At 32.1% G+C, this 19,824-nt stretch carries 17 protein-coding genes; 15 read left to right on the top strand and 2 right to left on the bottom strand.

The features are described 5' to 3' along the window. Window positions 1–127 precede the first annotated feature (127 nt). The gene (locus tag ACVHXK_RS10010; RefSeq protein ID WP_461206252.1) at window positions 128–745 is read right to left on the bottom strand and encodes a cupin domain-containing protein; all 618 of its coding nucleotides are present in this window, start codon (window positions 743–745) and stop codon (window positions 128–130) included. 173 nt (window positions 746–918) lie between these two features. On the opposite strand from ACVHXK_RS10010, the gene ACVHXK_RS10005 reads away from it, so the two are divergent. Further along, complete coding sequence (locus ACVHXK_RS10005) at window positions 919–1,077, top strand: hypothetical protein (RefSeq protein WP_461206251.1); 159 nt, start codon at window positions 919–921, stop codon at window positions 1,075–1,077. 74 nt (window positions 1,078–1,151) lie between these two features. Here the strand turns inward: ACVHXK_RS10005 and ACVHXK_RS10000 are convergent, their stop codons facing one another. Beyond that, window positions 1,152–2,528 (bottom strand): Lcl C-terminal domain-containing protein, encoded by a 1,377-nt coding sequence (locus tag ACVHXK_RS10000; RefSeq protein ID WP_461206250.1) that lies wholly within the window; start codon window positions 2,526–2,528, stop codon window positions 1,152–1,154. A gap of 275 nt (window positions 2,529–2,803) precedes the next feature. On the opposite strand from ACVHXK_RS10000, the gene ACVHXK_RS09995 reads away from it, so the two are divergent. The 14 genes from ACVHXK_RS09995 to ACVHXK_RS09930 all read left to right on the top strand — a co-directional run bounded on the left by ACVHXK_RS09995 (window position 2,804) and on the right by ACVHXK_RS09930 (window position 19,708). Beyond that, on the top strand, window positions 2,804–3,517 hold the full coding sequence (locus ACVHXK_RS09995; RefSeq protein ID WP_461206249.1) for a FadR/GntR family transcriptional regulator: 714 nt from the start codon (window positions 2,804–2,806) through the stop codon (window positions 3,515–3,517). Between the two features lie 182 nt (window positions 3,518–3,699). Continuing rightward, entirely contained in the window at window positions 3,700–4,776 is a 1,077-nt protein-coding gene (locus tag ACVHXK_RS09990; RefSeq protein ID WP_461206248.1) for a tripartite tricarboxylate transporter substrate binding protein, read from the top strand. 82 nt (window positions 4,777–4,858) lie between these two features. After that, window positions 4,859–5,437: a tripartite tricarboxylate transporter TctB family protein gene (locus tag ACVHXK_RS09985; RefSeq protein ID WP_461206247.1), complete on the top strand. Its 579-nt coding sequence runs from the start codon at window positions 4,859–4,861 to the stop codon at window positions 5,435–5,437. Window positions 5,438–5,452: 15 nt separating this feature from the next. Then, on the top strand, window positions 5,453–7,066 hold the full coding sequence (locus ACVHXK_RS09980; RefSeq protein WP_461206246.1) for a tripartite tricarboxylate transporter permease: 1,614 nt from the start codon (window positions 5,453–5,455) through the stop codon (window positions 7,064–7,066). 38 nt (window positions 7,067–7,104) lie between these two features. Continuing rightward, the gene (locus ACVHXK_RS09975; protein WP_461206245.1) at window positions 7,105–7,773 is read left to right on the top strand and encodes an aspartate/glutamate racemase family protein; all 669 of its coding nucleotides are present in this window, start codon (window positions 7,105–7,107) and stop codon (window positions 7,771–7,773) included. A 52-nt stretch (window positions 7,774–7,825) separates the two neighbouring features. Next, window positions 7,826–8,665 carry a transketolase gene (locus ACVHXK_RS09970; protein ID WP_461206244.1) on the top strand — a complete coding sequence of 280 codons (840 nt, stop codon included), beginning with the start codon at window positions 7,826–7,828 and terminating at the stop codon, window positions 8,663–8,665. Beyond that, the gene (locus ACVHXK_RS09965; protein WP_461206243.1) at window positions 8,662–9,606 is read left to right on the top strand and encodes a transketolase family protein; all 945 of its coding nucleotides are present in this window, start codon (window positions 8,662–8,664) and stop codon (window positions 9,604–9,606) included. The genes ACVHXK_RS09970 and ACVHXK_RS09965 overlap by 4 nt, the downstream gene beginning before the upstream one ends. Before the next feature lie 2 nt (window positions 9,607–9,608). Then, window positions 9,609–10,568, top strand: a complete 960-nt coding sequence (locus tag ACVHXK_RS09960; RefSeq protein ID WP_461206242.1) for a D-2-hydroxyacid dehydrogenase — start codon at window positions 9,609–9,611, stop codon at window positions 10,566–10,568. 200 nt (window positions 10,569–10,768) lie between these two features. After that, the gene (locus ACVHXK_RS09955; RefSeq protein ID WP_461206241.1) at window positions 10,769–11,782 is read left to right on the top strand and encodes an alcohol dehydrogenase catalytic domain-containing protein; all 1,014 of its coding nucleotides are present in this window, start codon (window positions 10,769–10,771) and stop codon (window positions 11,780–11,782) included. Between the two features lie 271 nt (window positions 11,783–12,053). Next, window positions 12,054–12,194, top strand: a complete 141-nt coding sequence (locus ACVHXK_RS09950; protein WP_461206240.1) for a hypothetical protein — start codon at window positions 12,054–12,056, stop codon at window positions 12,192–12,194. Between the two features lie 235 nt (window positions 12,195–12,429). Further along, a complete protein-coding gene (locus ACVHXK_RS09945; protein WP_461206239.1) occupies window positions 12,430–14,025 on the top strand; it encodes a helix-turn-helix domain-containing protein in 1,596 nt (531 codons plus the stop codon). A 424-nt stretch (window positions 14,026–14,449) separates the two neighbouring features. Beyond that, window positions 14,450–16,801 carry a glycoside hydrolase family 2 protein gene (locus tag ACVHXK_RS09940; RefSeq protein ID WP_461206238.1) on the top strand — a complete coding sequence of 784 codons (2,352 nt, stop codon included), beginning with the start codon at window positions 14,450–14,452 and terminating at the stop codon, window positions 16,799–16,801. Between the two features lie 400 nt (window positions 16,802–17,201). Continuing rightward, window positions 17,202–18,158 carry a DUF5107 domain-containing protein gene (locus ACVHXK_RS09935; RefSeq protein ID WP_461206237.1) on the top strand — a complete coding sequence of 319 codons (957 nt, stop codon included), beginning with the start codon at window positions 17,202–17,204 and terminating at the stop codon, window positions 18,156–18,158. Between the two features lie 95 nt (window positions 18,159–18,253). Further along, window positions 18,254–19,708, top strand: coding sequence for a sulfatase family protein (locus ACVHXK_RS09930; protein WP_461206236.1), 1,455 nt, complete (start codon window positions 18,254–18,256; stop codon window positions 19,706–19,708). The last annotated feature ends 116 nt before the right edge of the window (window positions 19,709–19,824 follow it).

Raw genomic sequence — 19,824 nt, 5'->3', positions numbered from 1 at the left:
ATTAAATCCATAAAATCTTAAAAGTTTATTAATAAAAAAAGTTTTAGAAATAGGAATAAAAAAATCTGAGTTTAGGTGTCTATACTACCACACTTAAACTCAGATTTTATTGGAACTTAATAAAGTATTATCTACATTTTTTTTCTGCTAATTCAGCAATCTCTTTAGTTTCATGAACTGTACCAAATGGATGTTCAGGTGGGGCATATATAGAGTATAATTTAATTGGAGTATCACCTGTATTAATTAGATTATGCCATTTACCAGCAGGAATTAAAATAGCATAGTCATCAAATATTTCTTCTTCAAAATTCCATTTATCTTTATTATCACCCATTCTGACTATGCCTTCACCTTCTTCTATACGTATGAATTGATCTACATCAGGATGCATTTCTAAACCTATATCTCCTCCAGGTTTAATATCCATCAAGGTAACTTGTAAATTATCACCAGTCCACAGAGCAGTACGGAAATTTTTATTTTGCTTAGTAGCTTTATCAATATTAATTACTAATGGCTTAGGACCGTAGTCTTTTAGTTCAATAAATTCATTTTCCATTTCATCTGCAAAACGAGAATATTGATTTGGGAACTCATTACAATATCTTGTATCATACATTGGAGCGTTATTGTAGTAAAGGTATGGATACATCCTAAAGAAATTACACATATTAATTAAATTATTCATCGGTAAGTTACAACAACAATATTGGTGCTGGTTAATATTATTATAATTATTCATTTTCAAATGTCCTTTCACATGCTTCATTATAATAATATGATTTATGTTCAGTAAATGTGATTTGATTTTTTATAATATAGATAAAAGTAAAAATTATGGTCAAGAGTATTTGAGTATTATTTTTGAAAATACACATACTAAAAGTGGAGGCTAATTAATTTTAGGAGGATACTATGAAGACTAAAAAGAAACGTGAATGGACGAAAGAGAATTACTTGCATAATGGTATTAAATCACAAAATCAACATTCAAAAAATGAGCAAAATACAATAGTAAAAGAATCAGGAACTAATGAGAGTGGTATTGAAGCTAGAAAAAATGGATGGAAATAGTAAAAAAGTGCGAATATATTTTCGCACTTTTTAGTATTTGTATTGAAGAGAGTTAATTAGATTCTATCTAGTTCTTACTCTGCATCTCTTACAAGTCTAATCATATTAAATACTCTTTGTTCATCACCTTGAGGTGCATTTTCGTCTGCTGCTGGATAGTCATCTCGTTCACCAGTTTTAGGATCACTTTTTTGAGAACCAGAACCATGAGCTTCTACTTCTTCACCATCCATATAGCCTTTTGCCATACCAAATACAACATAAGATGCAGCACCATATTGTGTCTCACTTGCACTGCTATCATTGTGAGTTGTACCTGTCCAATAATAACCATAATCATCTTCCCCGAAGCAATTTACAACATGGGTACAATAAAACAAATCATCAATAGCAGGAGAATCAGTTGTGTAAGGTGATTTTGTATAATCTACAATACTTTGCAGTTCTTTAACATTAGGAAGTCTCCAATCATCGTAACCTCCATATGTAGCATTTTCAGCCCATTCTAAAGCTTCTTCCCAGTCCATTGTACCGTCACCGTTGCTGCCTTCTTCATAATAACCACTGTCATTTTGCATCCACATTAATCCTGTTGCTTCATCTGTAATAGTTTCATCGCCATTATCAGTATATAAATTTTGTCCGTAGTTTATGTTTCCTCTAACATGGTAACAGTAAAAATCTTTTGTGATTTCATATCCTTTGATACGTCCATCTGCAAAATTATAACCAAACACTGTTGTGTTTCCACCAAGTGTAGTTGAATCAAATATTGTACTAGTCAATATTTGAGAGTCAATGAAACGTGGTTCTCCTGCCTCATCACCATAAGTAAATACGAAGTAATCTGTGTCAATATATGGTGTTGAAGTGTCGGATGATGTTCCTGTTTCACCAGAGAAATCAACTAGAGAATACAATTCTTTAATTGTAGGAATACGCCAATCGTCATAACCAGCTAATTCGAAACTATCTAGTCCTTCTACAGCTGTTTCCCAATCTAGTTTTTCACCTGGATCTTGTTGCCATATTAGTCCAGTAACATTGTCTGTAATTGTACCATCACCATTATCAGTGTAACTTGGTGCATTGCCAGTATATGAAGCATCTTGACCATAGAAACTTTCGCCTTCTGCAGGTGCATCAATAATAGCATCGTTAGAATAAAAAGTTGTTTCATTAGTATCAACAATAGGATATCCACCTACTGCTGCTTCATAACCAACTTCGGAAAGAAGCTCTTCTTCTAATGCATTTGCATCTTCAAGTGACATCATATCAGAACTAACGCTAGGGCCACCTTCGCTCTTTATAGAATCAGCTTGCTCTTGTGTGTTTTCAACAGTATTTTCAGTTTCAGTAGTATTTACTTCAGAATTATTCGTGTTACTAGAACAACCTACAGTTAATAGTAAACCTGCTATTAGAATAGATGATAATAATTTTTTCATAGTTAATATTCCTCCTAGTTATATAGAAAATAAAATTTATTGTATATATAACTTAACTTATTAATGTGAAGTTGATGTGAAGATTATATATTTATGGATTTGATTATGATAAAAAACTTTGATGGCAATGTATTAGGAAAAAAATCCCAAAAAAACCTTTACATAGTATAATTTATATGATAATATAAAGATACATCAAACATCCTACGTTTGACGTATGATGTACTGCTTTGATGTGAGACTATAAAAATACAACAATAGGTGGGCGAATTTAAATGGAAAATAAAGTAAACAACAAAGGCTTGACTCCAGTAGGTGGAGGTTCAGTGGTAGACAAAACAATAAACCGAATAATTGAAGCGATATCTGTTGGTAGTTTTAAAATGGGAGAAAAACTGCCTAATGAGTACGAGCTTATTAAAGAACTTGAAATTAGCAGAAATTCACTACGTGAAGCTATGAGAGTTTTATCTGCTGTAGGAGTTGTAGAGATTAGACGGGGAGATGGAACTTATGTATGTGACCAAGTTAATCCAAGTCTTTTTGACACTATGATTTACGGTCTTGTATTTGATGTTTCATCTTCATCGGAATTGATTGAACTTAGACAATCTTTAGATGAAATAACGCTTAAGTTAGCCATTGAAAAAGCTGATGACGACGATATAAATGAGTTGAGACATTACCTAGAAGCTATGGAAACCTATATTGAAAATGGGGATTTTATTGCTGCTGCTGATGCAGATTATAATTTCCATATTAAAATTGTAGATATTGGTAGGAATAAGCTTTTATCAAGAATTGTCAAAGGTGTTTATCAATTTTTTAAAGTCTCTATTTATAGAAACATAGAAGCAGAGGAAAAATTTTCACATGCGACAGAATATCACGAAGAGATCTTAGACTTAATAGTTACGAAAGATAAATCCCACGTTGAAGATGTTATTAAGATGAGTCTTAATAGTTGGCGTAACAATATTAAGAAATAGTAAACATCTACAACGCAAAGGAAAGTTAACAAAAGTGATTGTTTTAAAATCACAAATTATCATTTTTAAAGAACCAATTTTTAAGGTAAGATTTTTAGCGAAAGTGATAAAAAACTAAAGCTAATTATCTTACTAAAGTAAATGCGTTAAGTATTAAAAATTAAAAATAAGGGGGAAAAGGAATGAAAAAGTTACTTTCTATTTTATTAACAATGTCAATGGTTTTAGTTTTATTTGCAGGGTGTTCTTCAAATGAAAAGGCTAATAATGCAGGAGAAGGTGCTAATGCTGAAACAAATTCTTCGGAAAATGAAAATGTTGAAGAGTCAAAATTTCCAGAAAGACCTATAAACTTAATAGTACCATTTGGTGCTGGTGGTGGGACTGATGGATGGAACCGTGCAATTGCAGCTGCTCTGCAAGAAGAAGGCTGGAGTGTAAAGGTTTCCAATGTAACTGGTGGTTCTGCTGGTTCAGTTGGAACTATGCAAGTATGGAATGCAAAACATGATGGTTATACACTAGCAGGTACTTCAGAAACTCCACTAGTCATTCCTGTAATGGCTGGTGATGAGCAAACTACTGACTACTGGGAATATTATATTGCTGGAGGATCTCCAGGAGTTTTATGTGTAAATAAAGAGGCTAATATTGCAGATTTTCAAGCTTTAATTGATGAAACAAAGTCAAAACCTGGTGAAGTAAAAATAGCTGGTACTTCAGGTGGATTATGGTTCTTATTAGCATCAATGCTTGAGTATGGTGGTGAAATAGATTTAGGTGTAGCAACTTATGATGGTTCTGCAGCAGCAATAACTGCTTGTGTATCAAACGAAACAGTTGCAGTTGCAGCATCAGCTGGTGAAGTTGCAGAATTTGTTAAATCAGGTGATTTAATTCCTGTAGCAACTTTCCAAACTACTGACTTTGAGCACCCTGACTTTGGTACTGTTCCTGCAGTTACTACATTAGTTCCAGAAGTAGAAAAATACTTACCATTAAACCAATTTATCGGATTTATGGTTCCAAAAGATACTCCTGATGATGTTAAAGCAGAATTAGAAAAAGCTTTTTTAGATGCATGTGAGAGCGATAGTTTAAAAACTTTTGCTGAACAAAACTATGCTGTATTCTACAAATGGGTTGGGGAGGAAGCAGATACGAATGTTGCCAAAGCTCAATCAGTAATGAGTTGGATGTTATATGAAATGGAAAAAACTGAGTTTAATCCAGAAGATTTTAACATTCCAAAACCTTAACAATAACTATACTAAGTTAAAGAATAAAATAAGGTGTACTTCTTTTAGGGGTACACCTTTATAAAAGAAAGGAGTAGCGATAATGGAGAAAAAAACATTGAGGAGAGCAGACCTTGCTATGAGCATTGTGTTATTGTTAATAGCCGCATTTGTGTTCATAATGTCTCTACAATTAATGATTAGAACCCTTAGTTTAAACAACCCTGATTCAGCTATATGGTACAGATCATCAGGTTTGGTGCCTATGATAGTTAGTGTATTACTTGCAATTTGTGCTTTGTCACTTTTCTCGACGGCATGGAAAGAGGGCGCTAGATTTGATTTTTTTACCAAAGAAAAAGTCGCACATTTTTTTACATGTAGAGAATTTAAGGTAGCTGGATTTGTTATAGGCTGGTTAGCTTTTTATATTTTTATATTACTAGGTCCAGTAGAAACAGCTATATATAATGCACTTTATGATATCGAAGGAATTTCATGGATAATACCATATTATTTACCTTACGTATTAATGACTTTTATATATCTTTTCATTTTTATGATTTCTTTTTCTGATAGATCAAAAAAAAGAAATTGGCTTACATCATTAATTATATCTCTTATAGTTTCCGTAATAGTAGCATATCTCTTTGGAGATATTGCAATGATTATACTACCTTAGAAGGAGGGTGATTATATGTTAACAAATTTAGGATTATTTTTTCAGCAAATAGTACAAGTATTTTCAGACCCTCTTCTTACGATAGTTCTTTTTGGAGCAACTGCAATTGGACTAATAATGGGAGCTCTGCCTGGACTTACGGCAACTATGGGTATTGCATTATTAACAGGTTTAACTTACAATGTGCCATTGCATTATACCTTTGCAATTTTAATGGGTATATATGTAGGAGGTATTTATGGAGGAAGTATTTCAGCTATTTTGCTTAATATACCTGGAACAGCATCGGCAGCTGCCACAGCATTAGACGGACATAAATTAGCATTAAAAGGACATGCAGAGAGGACTATTAAGATTACTAGGCTTGCGTCAATAATAGGTACATTTCTTGGCGTAGTTGCTCTAACTTTGATAGCACCCGTTATGACAAAATTAGCCTTAAACTTTACATCACCAGAATTTTTTATGCTAGCCTTTTTCGGAGTAATGATTTGTGGGTCAGTTGTTTCTGAGGATTTGACAATTAAAGGGTGGATTGCTGGTATTTTAGGTTTGTTATTAGCTTTTATCCGATATGATGATATTGAAGGTATTGCAAAATTTACTTTTGGTATTTCAGAATTACAAAGTGGTGTACAAGTAATTCCGGCAATGATTGGTTTTTATGCTATACCTGAGGTTATAAAAGCATTTGTAAGGGATGCAAAGTATTCTGTAGTTGAAAATTCAGGAACTTCTAAAAGTTTCTTTGGAGTACTATTTGGTAAATTCTTTAATCTGTTCAGAGGTGAGAAAAAGAAAGTTGGGACTTTTAAAGATGTTTTAGAGGAAGAGAAATTTATTTTCAAAACTGTATTTTCAAAACTTCGAGCTATTATCCAATCAGCAGCTATTGGTTTAGGATTAGGAGCCTTGCCGGGAGTTGGGGAAGACGTAGCGGCATGGGTTGCATATGATACAGCAAGAAAAACAAGTAAAGATGGAGATAAATATGGAACAGGTATTTATGAAGGAACTATTCCTCCAGAGGTAGGAAATAATGCGGCTATCGGCGGTGCTACTATTCCACTACTTACTTTAGGGGTCCCAGGAAGTCCACCTGCAGCAGTACTATTAGGTGCACTTATGCTTCATAATGTAAGACCAGGTCCACGTATTGAAATTGAGAATCCAGGTTTTATATCAATGATGGCGGCACTTATATTCTGTGCTATAATCGCACTTTGGATTGTTGGATCAATTTTAGCTAAACCTATGACTAAAGTGTTAAAAGTACCAACTAAGTATTTAATGCCTATTATAGCAATTCTTTCAGTAGTAGGTGGATACTCATTATCAATGTCATCTTTTGATTTAATTACAATCTTTGTCTTTGGTATTATAGGATATATTTTTGATAAGATGCAATATTCGGCAGCTCCTATAATACTCGGATTAATCCTTGGTAATATGCTTGATTTTAGATTTAGACAAGCGTTAATTACTAATAATGGTTCTTTTTTAGTATTTATAACAAGACCTATATCTTTAATATTCCTAGTAATTATTGCGTTTACTATGATTAATCAAATAAGAAAAGGAAGAAAAGAATTAAAAGATAAAGAAGTACCAAAAGATGAAGCATTATAGGAAATTGATATTTAAAAAAAATAGTAGGGGTGAATTTATTGAAAAAAAAATTATTTTTAATTCATACAATTAATCAGTTTAGGGATATGATATACGAACCATTTGGTGTTCCATTTGCAAAAGATAACCCTGATATAGAGATTTATAATATTATGGATGATACTCTTTTAAAGGATACATTAGCAGCAGGAGGTATTACAAATGCGGTTTCATCAAGAATTTTAAACTATGCAAAATCAGCAGCAGAAGCTGGTGCAGATTGTGTAATGGTTACTTGCACATCTGTTAATGCAGCAGCAAAATATGCAAGAAAGTTCTCACCTGTCCCTATATTTAATATAGATGAGCCTGTAGCTAGAGAAGCTGTTAAAAATGGTAGTAAAATAGGGGTGCTTGCAACTCTTCCAACATCACCAAAAGGAACTGTTAGATTATTAAAAGAAGAAGCAGTCCTTCAAAATAAAGAGATAGAAATTGTAACAAAGGTAGCAGATGGAGCTTTTGATGCTTTAGTTGCTGGTGATGCAAAGAAGCATGATAAAATGGTAACTGATGCTTTATTTGAACTTGCTAAAGAAGTTGATTTGATTGTTTTTGCTCAGATATCTATGTCTAAATTGGTACATGATGACCCAGGCGTTCCTGTTTATAAAATTGGTAGATCTGGATTTGAAGAAGCAAAAAAAATAATGATGGAGCAAAAATAAAAATAGTATTTTCTTATTAATAGATAAAATACAAAATTATAAGGAGGCAAGTATGAGTGATAATAGAGAAGAACTAATAGCAGGTTTGAAAGAAAGAGCATGCAACCTTAGACAATTAGCACTTACAATGATTCATAAAGCTCAGTCAGGACATCCAGGTGGATCGTTATCGGCAGCAGATATAATGGCAGCACTATATTTTTATGAGTTAAAGATTGATTCAAATCATCCTACGTTGGATGAAAGAGATCGTTTCGTTTTATCGAAAGGTCATGTTTGTCCAATTTTATATAGTGCATTAATTGAAAAGGGATTTTTAGATAGAGAAGAAGTATACACATTGAGAAAGCATGGCTCAAGATTGCAAGGACATCCAGATATGAAAAAAACTCCGGGTATTGAAATTTCAACGGGGTCTCTTGCACAAGGCATTTCAGCAGCAGTAGGCATGGCCATTGCTTTAAAAAGAGATGGAAAAGATGGTCGGGTATTTACTTTATTAGGTGATGGTGAATGTAACGAAGGTCAGGTATGGGAGGCTGTTGAAACAGCGTTTAAATACAAACTAGATAATTTAACAATAATAGTTGATAATAATGGGCTACAAAATGATGGTAAGGCAGAGGATATTATGCCACTTAGAAGTCTAGCTCAAAAGTTCAAAGCTTTTGGCTGTGAAACAATGGAAATAGATGGACATAAAATGGAAGAAATCGTTTATGCATTAGATACACTTAGAGATAAAAAAGAGAAACCTAAGTGTATTGTCGCAAAATGTGTTAAAGGAAAAGGAGTTTCATTTATGGAAGGAGTTCCAAAATGGCATGGTGTAGCTCCAAATGACAAAGAATTCGCTCAGGCTATGAAAGAAGTTAGGGAGGCGATAAAATGAGTATAGTAACAAAACCTACAAGACAGGCATTTGGTGATGAATTATTGGTTCTTGGTGAAGAAGTTGAAAATCTATATGTAATAGATGCTGATGTTGGTAAATCAATGAAAACAGTGGCTTTTCAAGAAAAATTTCCACAAAAGCATGTTAACGTTGGTATTGCAGAACAAAATTGTGCAGGAGTTGCAGCAGGTTTAGCTACAATGGGTAAGATTCCTATTATAAGTACCTATGCAGTGTTTGGTTCTATGAGAATGATAGAGCAAATAAGACAAAGTATATGTTACACTAACTTAAATGTAAAAATTGCTTGTAGCCATGCTGGCTTTACTCCTGCAGATGATGGAGGATCTCATCAAGCAATAGAAGATATGGGTATTCTAAGAAGTTTACCTGGTATGACAGTAATAATGGGCGCAGATTATAATTCAACTAGAAAACTTTTAAACTCTATGGTGAAGGAGCATGTAGGGCCAGCTTATATTCGTTTTACTAGAGGAGATGTGCCAGGAATTTATGATGAGGATGAAGAATTTGAAATTGGGAAAGCTAAACAACTAAGAGATGGTGACGATGTTACTATTATTGCTGTAGGTGATGTGCTTATTTTTGCCTTGGAAGCTTCAAAAGTTTTAGAAGAAAATGGTATAAAAGCTAGAGTGCTAGATATGCATACAGTGAAGCCTATTGATCAAAAGGCTATAATAAAAGCTATGAAAGAAACAAAAGGGATTGTTACAGTTGAGGATCATAATATAATAAATGGTCTAGGAAGTGCGGTTACTGATGTAGTTTGTGAAAATGGTGGAGGAATTGTTTATAGAGTAGGCATTATGGATAAGTTTGGACAATCAGCCCCATATGAAGTATTATTAAAAGAGAATGGAATAACAGTAGAAAACATAGTAGAAAAAGCAGAAAAAATTGTTAAAGGAGAATAATTATGAAAATAGTTATACTAGATGGTTATACTCTAAATCCAGGTGATTTGTCCTGGGAAGCTTTAGAAGAGTTGGGTGAAGTTAAAATTTATGATAGGACGCCACAAGATAAAATAGTAGAACGTATAGGGGATGCAGAGGCTGTATATACTAACAAAACACCTCTTACAAAAGAGACTTTTGAAGCGTGTCCATCTATAAAATGGATAGGAGTTTTAGCTACAGGTTATAATGTAGTGGATACTGAATATGCTAAAGAAAAAGGAATCCCAGTATGTAACGTACCAACCTATGGTACTACAGCAGTATCACAAATGGTATTTGCCTTACTACTTGAGTTGTGTCATCACGTAGGTGAGCATAGCAAATCAGTAAAAAATGGTGATTGGTCTAATTGTGAAGATTTCTGTTATTGGAACTACCCATTAATTGAGTTAGCAGGAAAAACTATGGGTATAATAGGCTTAGGAAGGATTGGCCAAGGTACAGCAAAAATAGCTCAAGCCTTTGGAATGAAAGTTTTAGCCTACGATGCTTACAAGAATGAAAGTTTAGAATGTGAAACTTTAAAGTATGTAGAGCTTCATGAATTATTTGCAAATAGTGATGTTATTAGTTTGCACTGTCCTTTATTTGAAAGCACAAAAGGTATGATTAATAAAGCTAGTATTGAAAAAATGAAAGATGGAGTTATGATAGTTAATACTTCAAGAGGTCCACTTATTGTGGAAGAAGACATGAAAGAAGCTCTTAATAGTGGAAAAGTTCAAGGCTTAGCTAGTGATGTAGTTTCAACAGAGCCTATCCAAATGGATAATCCTCTACTAAAGGCAAAGAATGCTATTATAACACCTCACATATCATGGGCCCCAAAAGAATCAAGGGCTAGATTATTAGATATTGCAGTTGATAATCTAAAATCCTATGTAGAGGGTACTGTTAAAAATGCTGTTAATATGTAAAAATAAATATTAGTTTATTTATAATAGGCTCTCATTTGAGGGCCTTTTATAATGTGTACATAATGATGAAATAGGCTGAGTTTTAAAATTAATTGTTTACAATCTACAATAAATAATATACAATGAAGTTAAGTTAATTGCTAATAGAAATTAAAATATATGTTTTAAGTTTTACAAAACTTTTAGAAGGAGTGGAAAATATGAGAGTTGCAAAAATGACTGCACCAAATACACTTGAAGTGATGGAAGCAGAAGAGCCAGTAGTATCAAATGATAAAGAAGTAAAAGTACAAGTTAAAGCAGTAGGTATATGTGGAACAGACTTGCATATATTTAGAGGTGAAAGAGCTGACGTTGAACTTCCTAGAGTTATGGGACATGAATTATCAGGACTTGTAACAGAAGTAGGTAGTGCTGTAGATAAAGTAAAAGTAGGAGATAGAGTAGTTTTAGATCCAGTTTTTGCTTGTGGAGTATGTCCAACTTGTAAAAAAGGATTTCCAAACGTTTGTGAATCAGTAAAATGTTATGGAGTACAAATGGATGGTGGATATCAAGATTATATAGTTGTAGACCAAAAGCATTTATATCCATTTGATGCATCAATTTCTTTTGAAAATGCAGCTTTAGCAGAACCATTTTCTATAGCAGCAAATATTTTAGAAAGAACTGTAGCTAAAGAAAATGATAATGTTTTAGTTATTGGTAGTGGTACTATTGGATTATCTATTGTACAAGCAGCTAAAGGTATGGGCGCAAATGTTATGGTAGCTGATGTAGTTGACACTAAGTTAGCAAAAGCATTAGAAGTTGGAGCAGATAAAGTAGTTAACAGCAAAAAAGAGTCTCTTGAAGAAGCTGCAAACGAATTCGTTGCAGGTGGATTTGATGTAGTAATAGATGCTGTTGGTATAACTCCATTATTTGAGCAATCTATACAATTTGCTGCACCAAGAGCAAGAATAGCTTGTATCGGTTTTGATGCAAGACCAGCTCAAATACCACCAGTTGTAATTACGAAGAAAGAATTAACTATCGTTGGTTCTAGAATGAACTGTTATCAATTCCCTAAAGTAATGGAATGGTTAAACGAAGGAAAAATTCAAGCTGAATTGATGATATCTAGAAAATATGATGTAAATGATATACAGAAAGCTTTTGAAGAAACATTAGCTAATGGAGAAAGCATTGTAAAGACTTTAATTACATTTTAAGATTATAAGTATATTAGAATTGACGTAAATGAAGAGCAAAATAAACTATTGCAGCAAGTTAATATCCCAATAAGTTTAAAAATGAATGTATATAACGCACAAGATTGCTTCTAAAATCTAGTGCGTTTTTTTTATAAATATAGTTCGTATAATTCTTCTTCCTAATATATATACTAAGGTTATTAATATTATTAAACTATGTTTTGGATTATGGTGAAATCAACAATTCTTTAAAACAGAGTATATAATAAAAAAAGAGGAGAAGAGAATTATGAATAACAATAAAAATAGAAAAAGAGACAGAAAAAAAAGCAACCCTGAATTAAGAAAAATGGAACCGAGAGATAATGCTAATACAGGAATAATAGATGGTAAAAAAATCGGAGTACACGAAGCACAGCATGAAAAATAGGAATATACCTTAATATGGCTATGCTTAGGTTAATGAGTATTAAAGGAAGACGTGCACTTTTATAAGGTGTTGTAGTTTACAAAAGTAGGTCTCCATAGAAAATTCATATAAGCAATAAGTAATCTAAAAGATTAGTAGTGATTCAGTTACTAGTCTTTTAGTTGTAGATGATAGTATGTAGTGGAATTTTAGAGTATAATAGAACATACCTATAAAATACGCTTGAACTTGGAGAGTGATTAAACTGTACAAAGTTATTGTAGTTGCAGAAGATGCTATAACAAGAGTTGGCATAAGTCATTTGATATTTTGGGAAAAATATGGTTGCACTGTAGTAGGAAATGCATCTGATTTTGAAGAAATGATTCAATTAATTAAATTAGAAGAACCTGAATTGATTTTTGCTGAAATAAGTGGGACAAGTATTGGTGAAATAAAGCTTACTGAAATAATGAAAACACAATGTCCCAATAGTGAATTGATTATTGTTGGTTCTAATAAAGACAAATTTTATATAGATAAAATTTTAAAATTAGGTGCCTTAGATTATATAGAGAAAAAATATTTTGTTTCTAAAAAACTCATTGAAAAATTAGATTATTATAGCGAGATATTATCTAAAAAAAACAAAGACAATAAAGAAATTAGTAAAGATATAATTGTTGCAGCACAAGCACAAATTTTGACAGAAATACTTTATGGTAGAAGAAGTGAAATAGAGTTAAATCATAACATATTACAGCTCTATGGCGTATCTTTTCCTTATAATAATTTTGTTGTATTTATGACTAGAATTAATAATAACAAAGTAAATATAGAGAATAATAGAAATGGCAGATTTTTAGAAGATATTATTGAGACAGGTGGAATAACATATATATGTAATAGTAGCTTAAATGAATTAAGTTTTATCTATAATTTTAGAGTTACAGACCAAAGAAACAAAGAGACTAATGTAAGCAATATGGGCAAAAGGATTTTCTCAATTATGAAAAAATATTACCAATTGGATGCAACTATTTATATTAGCAGTTTTCATAAAGAAGTTTCGAATATATCTTTAGCCTATCAGCAGTGTTGTAAAGTTTATAAGAAGAAACATAGAGTTTCTTCTAGTCAATTCATATATTACGATGAATTAAAAGCTGATATAACTATGAAAGAATCACAATCATTTGATACATATGTAGAAAAATTAGATATAGCTATAAAAGAAAGGGATGACGTGAAAATAAAATATGCCATCTCTAGCTTTATCAATGAATTGCACAAACTTAACTACATAGAATTAAGTGGATTAAGATATGTTCTCTCAGCCATAATATATAGGATAAATGTTTATATTGAAAGAATAGGTTGTAATTGGAGTGAGATGTGGGGTGAAGATATAAAGCCTTATGTTGTCATTGAAGAATTAGAAAATAAAAGTGATTTTATAGAATTCATTCAACATATAGGAGAACGATTGGTAATTATTATAAATAGCAATACAGAGAGCAATGTTTATATAAAGCAAATGAAAGATTATGTAAAAAAATACTATACAGAAGATTTCAATATTAAAGAAGTAGCTACCGAAATTGGTCTTACAACCTCATATATGAGTACTTTATTTAAAAAAAGTACTGGGCAGACGTATAAAGATTACTTAATCAATTATCGGTTACTAAAAGCTAAGGAGTTACTGTCAAACACAACAGAAAGTGTAGCCACAATATCTCGAAAAGTAGGCTATGAAAATGAAAATTATTTTAGCAAGATATTCAAAATAAAAGTAGGAGTAACCCCTTCTCAATATAGGAGTAAATATTATATGCTTAATAATTATTAGGCAAAGGTATAAATATTATTTGAATATGTAGGACCAAACTCTTGTGATGATAATCTAATTAATTAAACAAAAGCTTATATATAAACTTCGTTTTGAAACGGATTACAAATAAAAAAGAATTATAGATAGAAAAAAAAGAAAGATAATATTAAAAAAGTGCACTTTTAAAAAGGTGAACTTTTTTTATTTTGTAGACAAACAATAAAATGAAAGTTAATAGTATTTATGTTCATTAACTGTCAGAATAATAGATGCTATAATGTTTACATCAAACGATAATTAGAAATTTGCAAGGTGCAATTAGCAATTAGCAATTAAGGATTATATTACTACGCAAAACTTAAAATTAATTAAAGATTTTCTGAAGAATGAGAAGAATCATATATAACTGTGCACTATGAACTAAAACAGAAAGGATGATATTATGAGCAGATTTGTTTTGGATTTAAGTAATGAAAAATGGCAATGTGAACATATTAGACCTGGACAAGGTGTTAAAGAGGAATTCCATAAAATACCATGTGAACGTCAAGGTTCAGCTTTTAACTGGAATTATGTAAAAATCCCCGGTGATGTTTATACAGACCTCCAAAGAGTAGGGGAAGTTGATGATCCATACTTTGGGCAAAACATGCACAAAATGAAGTGGGTTCAAGAGCAAGAATATTGGTATATGTGTAAGTTTAACGTACCAAAAGAAATGGAAGGCAAAAGAATTAATGTTGTATTTGAAGGCGTTGATTATAGTTGTCAGGTGTGGTTTAACGGCCATGAGCTAGGTGGACATGAAGGTATGTTTTCAGAGTTTTCTTTTGAAATTAGTCCTTTTGTTAATTACGGACAATGGCTTGCAGGTTCAAATATTTTATTAGTTAGGTTAGATCCACCGCCAAGAAATTTTGAAAGAGTATCAGGTATGAAGTTTAATTATAATGGAGACTATCATACAGGGCTTGTACCCTTTGGTATCTGGAGACCTATTAAACTTATAGCAACGGATAATGTGAAAATTGAGAATACTAGAATAGAATCTTATGTTAGTGGTGATGATGCTAAAGTATCCTTTGATGTTTTAATTGATAATTTAGTAGCACAATCAGAAAATATGACGGTGGAATTGACTATTGAAGGTAAAAACTGTGATACAAAAACTATAACAAAAACTGTTGATTCATTAATTTCATCAGGTGAAAACAATATTAAATTTGATATTGAAATTCAAAACGCTAATTTATGGTGGCCTTGGGACATGGGAGAACAAAATCTTCATAAGGCTACGATAAGAGTAATAAAAGATGGCTATGTAGTAGATGAGAGAGTTGAAACTTATGGTATAAGACAAATTGAAATGGCAATGAATCCGGGGTATACAAAAGAAGAAGCAGAAAATCCATGGACCTTTGTTATAAATGGTAAGAAGACTTATATGCGTGCTGCTTGTTGGGGCGGACAACCTTCATTATTATATGGAAAGAATTCTGACGAGAAATACGAAAAATTATTGAATATGGTGAAGGAAGGGAATATAAATCACCTTAGAATATTTGGATGGCACCCACCAGAGGTTCCGGCTTTCTATAGATTATGCGATGAATTAGGAATAACAGTTTGGACGAATTTTACTTTCTCAACAAATGTTATTAGAAAAGAGCTACCTTTTGCTAGTGCTATGATTAATGAATGTATGGCCATTGTAAAAGAGAGAAGAAATCATCCATCAGCTATTTTCTGGATGGGCGGAGAAGAAGTATCTTTTACAGATGCACATGCTGAAAGTGGCAACAAAAAGCTTATGTCTATGATTGGAAGAGAAATAAAAAGATATACTAATACACCTTATGGTTTAGCATCACCGTTAAGTAATGAGACAGGTATAAAAATGGGATACAAGCCTAAAGAATCTCAGCATGCAAATGAGCATTACTATGGTGCAGGAAATGTGTTTATGGAAGATTATTATCCATCTTTAGATTGTTGTATTGTACCAGAACTTACTGCTGCATCGGCTCCAAGTGTAGAGAGTCTTAAAAAATTCATTCCAGAAGACGAACTGTGGCCAATGGGAATGAGTTGGGCTTATCATTGGGCAGATATTGATTATTTGAAAATCCTTAATGTAGAAGTTTTTGATGATGTTAAAATGGGTTCTTTAGAAGAATTTGTAGAAGCTACTCAATTGGCACATGGTATTATATTGCAATATGCGCTTGAGTATTATAGAAGAAGAAAGCCATATAATAGTGGTGTTGCTTTATGCCATTTTATCACTCACTGGCCAGATATTAAATGGGGACTTGTTGATTATTATGGCAATAAAAAATTATGTTTTGATTACGTAAAAAGAACCTATTCACCATTACTTATTAGTTTAGCTTATGATAAGAGAAGATGGGATGAGGGAGAAGATTTTAAGGCATCTATTTGGATTGTTAATGATTATTATAAGACAATGGATGATTTGACTATCAACTATAAAGTATCTGATGAAGAGGGAAGAATTATAGTTGAAGATACTAAAAAAGTTGCTAAGGTTGAGGAAACTAGCTCAGAAGAGTTTGTTAATCTTGGTTGCAAAACACCAAAAGGAAAGACTTTTAATATTTCTATTGAGTTATTGAATGCGAATAATGAAGTAATTGCAGATAATGAATATACATTATTGGTAGGAAACCAAGAAAAGGTAAAGGCTATTTGTAAGGCAATGAGATTAGATGCAGATGATAGAGAAAGAAGAATGCCTGGATTTTATAGATACTTTCCTGAGAAATGGGTATAATTGTAATGCACAATGCACAATGCACAATGCACAATGCACAATGCACAATGCACAATGCACAAATTGCAATTTGCAATTAGCAATTAGCAATTAGCAATTAGCAATTAGCAATTAATGGACAGAATAATCATTAGCAGTATATTTCAGTGTGCTATCTTATTAGAATAGCAGTTTAAATAAGCAATAACATTTTAAAATATACCCCCCCAATAAAAAAATAAACCATTTTGCTTATATTTAGCAAAGTGGTTTATTTAGATATAATCAATAATGATTAAGTTAGAATTGCATATTAAAAATGGTATCTAGAATACTAGTTAAAAAATAATAATTAGCTATGTGTATTATTAGAATATCTTTAACGGGTATTGAGGATATTACGAAAGGAAAAAATACAAATATGAATATTGGATGGATAGAAAAAAGAAATAAGAAAATGGTTTGTTTTAATAATGGTATAATACAAGTTCAAATAGTTCCTTCGTTAGGAGGTAAAATATCTTCGATTAAATTTTTAGAAAATGGATTTGAATTTTTAGAACAGAATAATTTGAAGAATTATGAAGATACACATTTATATGACTCCTTTGCTAACTTTTCTGTGGATGGATTTGATGATTGTTTTCCGAGTATTCAAGAAAGTACTGAATATTATAATGGAGAGAAAGTTACTTATCCTGACCATGGAGAGATATGGTCATCATCAATGGATACCATATTGAAAGAAGATAGTATAGCATTATCTATGAAGAGTTCAATATTGACATACACATTTTCTAAGAAAATTTCAATACGTGAACAATCAGTAATTATAGATTACACCATTGTTAATACAGGCACAGAAGACTTAGAAGCCTTCTACACAGTGCATTGTTTAACAAGATGTGAGGAAGATATGGTTCTTAATTTTCCAAAAGGAACTAAAGAAGTATTGAACGTTTGCGAAAGTGATGTACTTGGTGAATTCGGTAGTATTCATAAGTTTCCAGAAACTACGGATATAAAAGGTAAGCAATATAGATTAGATCGTATTAAGCCCAAAACAGCGAAAAAATGCGAAAAATATTATGTGCTAGGAAACTTGGAAGAAGGCAGATGTGGTGTGTATTACCCTAAGAGTAAAATGATGTACGAGATGCTATTCGATGTTACTAAACTACCATATTGTGGCTTTTGGCTAACAGAAGGTGGATTTAAAGATTCCTACAATTGTGCCTTTGAACCTTCTTCAGGATTTTATGATTCAATGGAGGTTGCAAAAGAAAATGATAAATTCAACAAAATAAAACCCAATGAAACTTTTGAATTCAGTCTAGAAATTGTTCTTTCTAAAAGAAATGTGAACTATGCCCTATAAACATAATATTATCACGATAAGTGGAAAAACATCATAGTGATAACAAATAAACAATTATAATATATAGGGTGAATACGATAAGGAGGTATAGAACTTTGAAGAAAAATATAGTTTTTATTTTACCTGACCAAATGAGAGCAGACTATTTAGGTTGTTATGGAGCTACGTTTGCAAAGACTCCAAACATAGATAAATTATCAGAAGAAGGGACACAGTACTGTAATGCCATATCACCATCACCAATTTGTGTACCAGCTAGAGCATCTCTCCTCACAGGAGAAAATTCTGTAGTAAATGGAGTACTTCAAAATAGTGTATGGTTAAGACCGGACCATGAAGAATGTGGATTAAAAACATGGCCTAAGCAGTTATCAGAAAATGGATATGAAACTATTGCAGTAGGCAAAATGCATTTTTATCCTTGGGATGCTAAGGAAGGATTTCAAAAGCGAATAATTAGTGAAGATAAAAGACATTTTCTGGTTGAAGACGATTACGCAGATTATCTAAAGGAAAAAAAACTTAAAAAATTTAGAGCAATTGATTGCAAAGGATATGCAGAAGACAAAGGTGCAATGTATAATCCACTTCCAAAGGAAGATCAAGCTGATGCATGGATAGCACGCAAGGCTTCTGAGTATATAGATAGCTATGCAGAAGATAAGCCATTTGCAATGATGGTGGGATTTGTATCTCCTCACGACCCTTATGATCCTGATAAAAGTTATGCTGATTTATTTAAGTCAATAGAAATGCCAGAGCCCATACCAAGTACTGAAGACAGCGAGAGTTTTTTACCAGGATTGATAGAAGCCTACAAGGCACCTTGGGCACAAGTAGATTATTCAAATTTCACATTGGAACAAAAGAAAAAAGTGAAAGCTTATTATAGTGCATGCATACATGATATAGATGTAGGCGTAGGTAAAATAGTTGAAGCTTTAAAGAAAAAGGGAATTTACGAGGATACAGTTATTATATTTTCTTCTGACCATGGAGATTTTGTAGGCGATTTTGGATTGATGGGAAAATATCAATTTTATGAACCATCTATACACGTTCCACTTATTGTAAAAGATACAGCATTAGAAAAGAAAGGTATAAAGAAAGAGGAACTTGTAAGTTTAACAGATGTGTACTCTACAATTCTTCATATAGCAGGGATTGATGATAAAGAGACAGAGGATTCAAAGATATTGTCTTGTTATAAAGAAAAAACTTATGAAAACAGGGTTATTTTTGGAGCAACAGATATAGGGTATATGATAAGGTCGAAAAAATGGAAATATAGTCGTTATCGATCAGGGTTAACTATACTTATTGACTTGGAAAACGATAAACAAGAGCAAAATAATATTGCATATAAGAAAGAGACAATGGAAATAATGAAAGAATTAGATGAGCATATGCAATCAAAATTAATAGATTCTATGTTTAGAGGAAATACAGAGAAAAATGCAGATTTTACATTCCAGATGGAGAAGGGACCATTTTTCAGAAGAGACTGGGGAAGACCTTACCCTGTAAAAATCAGTAAAGTAGAAAAGTAAGAAGTTGTTTAAAAGTAAATAGATGTGGAAAAACATCAAGAAATATGACAAAATTGCATATATGTAAAGGTTTTTATTTGATAATATAAAGACATAAACAACATATTATTTAGAGG

The organism is Clostridium sp. DL1XJH146 (assembly GCF_054819755.1).
Note: the sequence above shows the minus strand (reverse complement) of the source record. Positions and strands in the feature narration are given on the sequence as shown.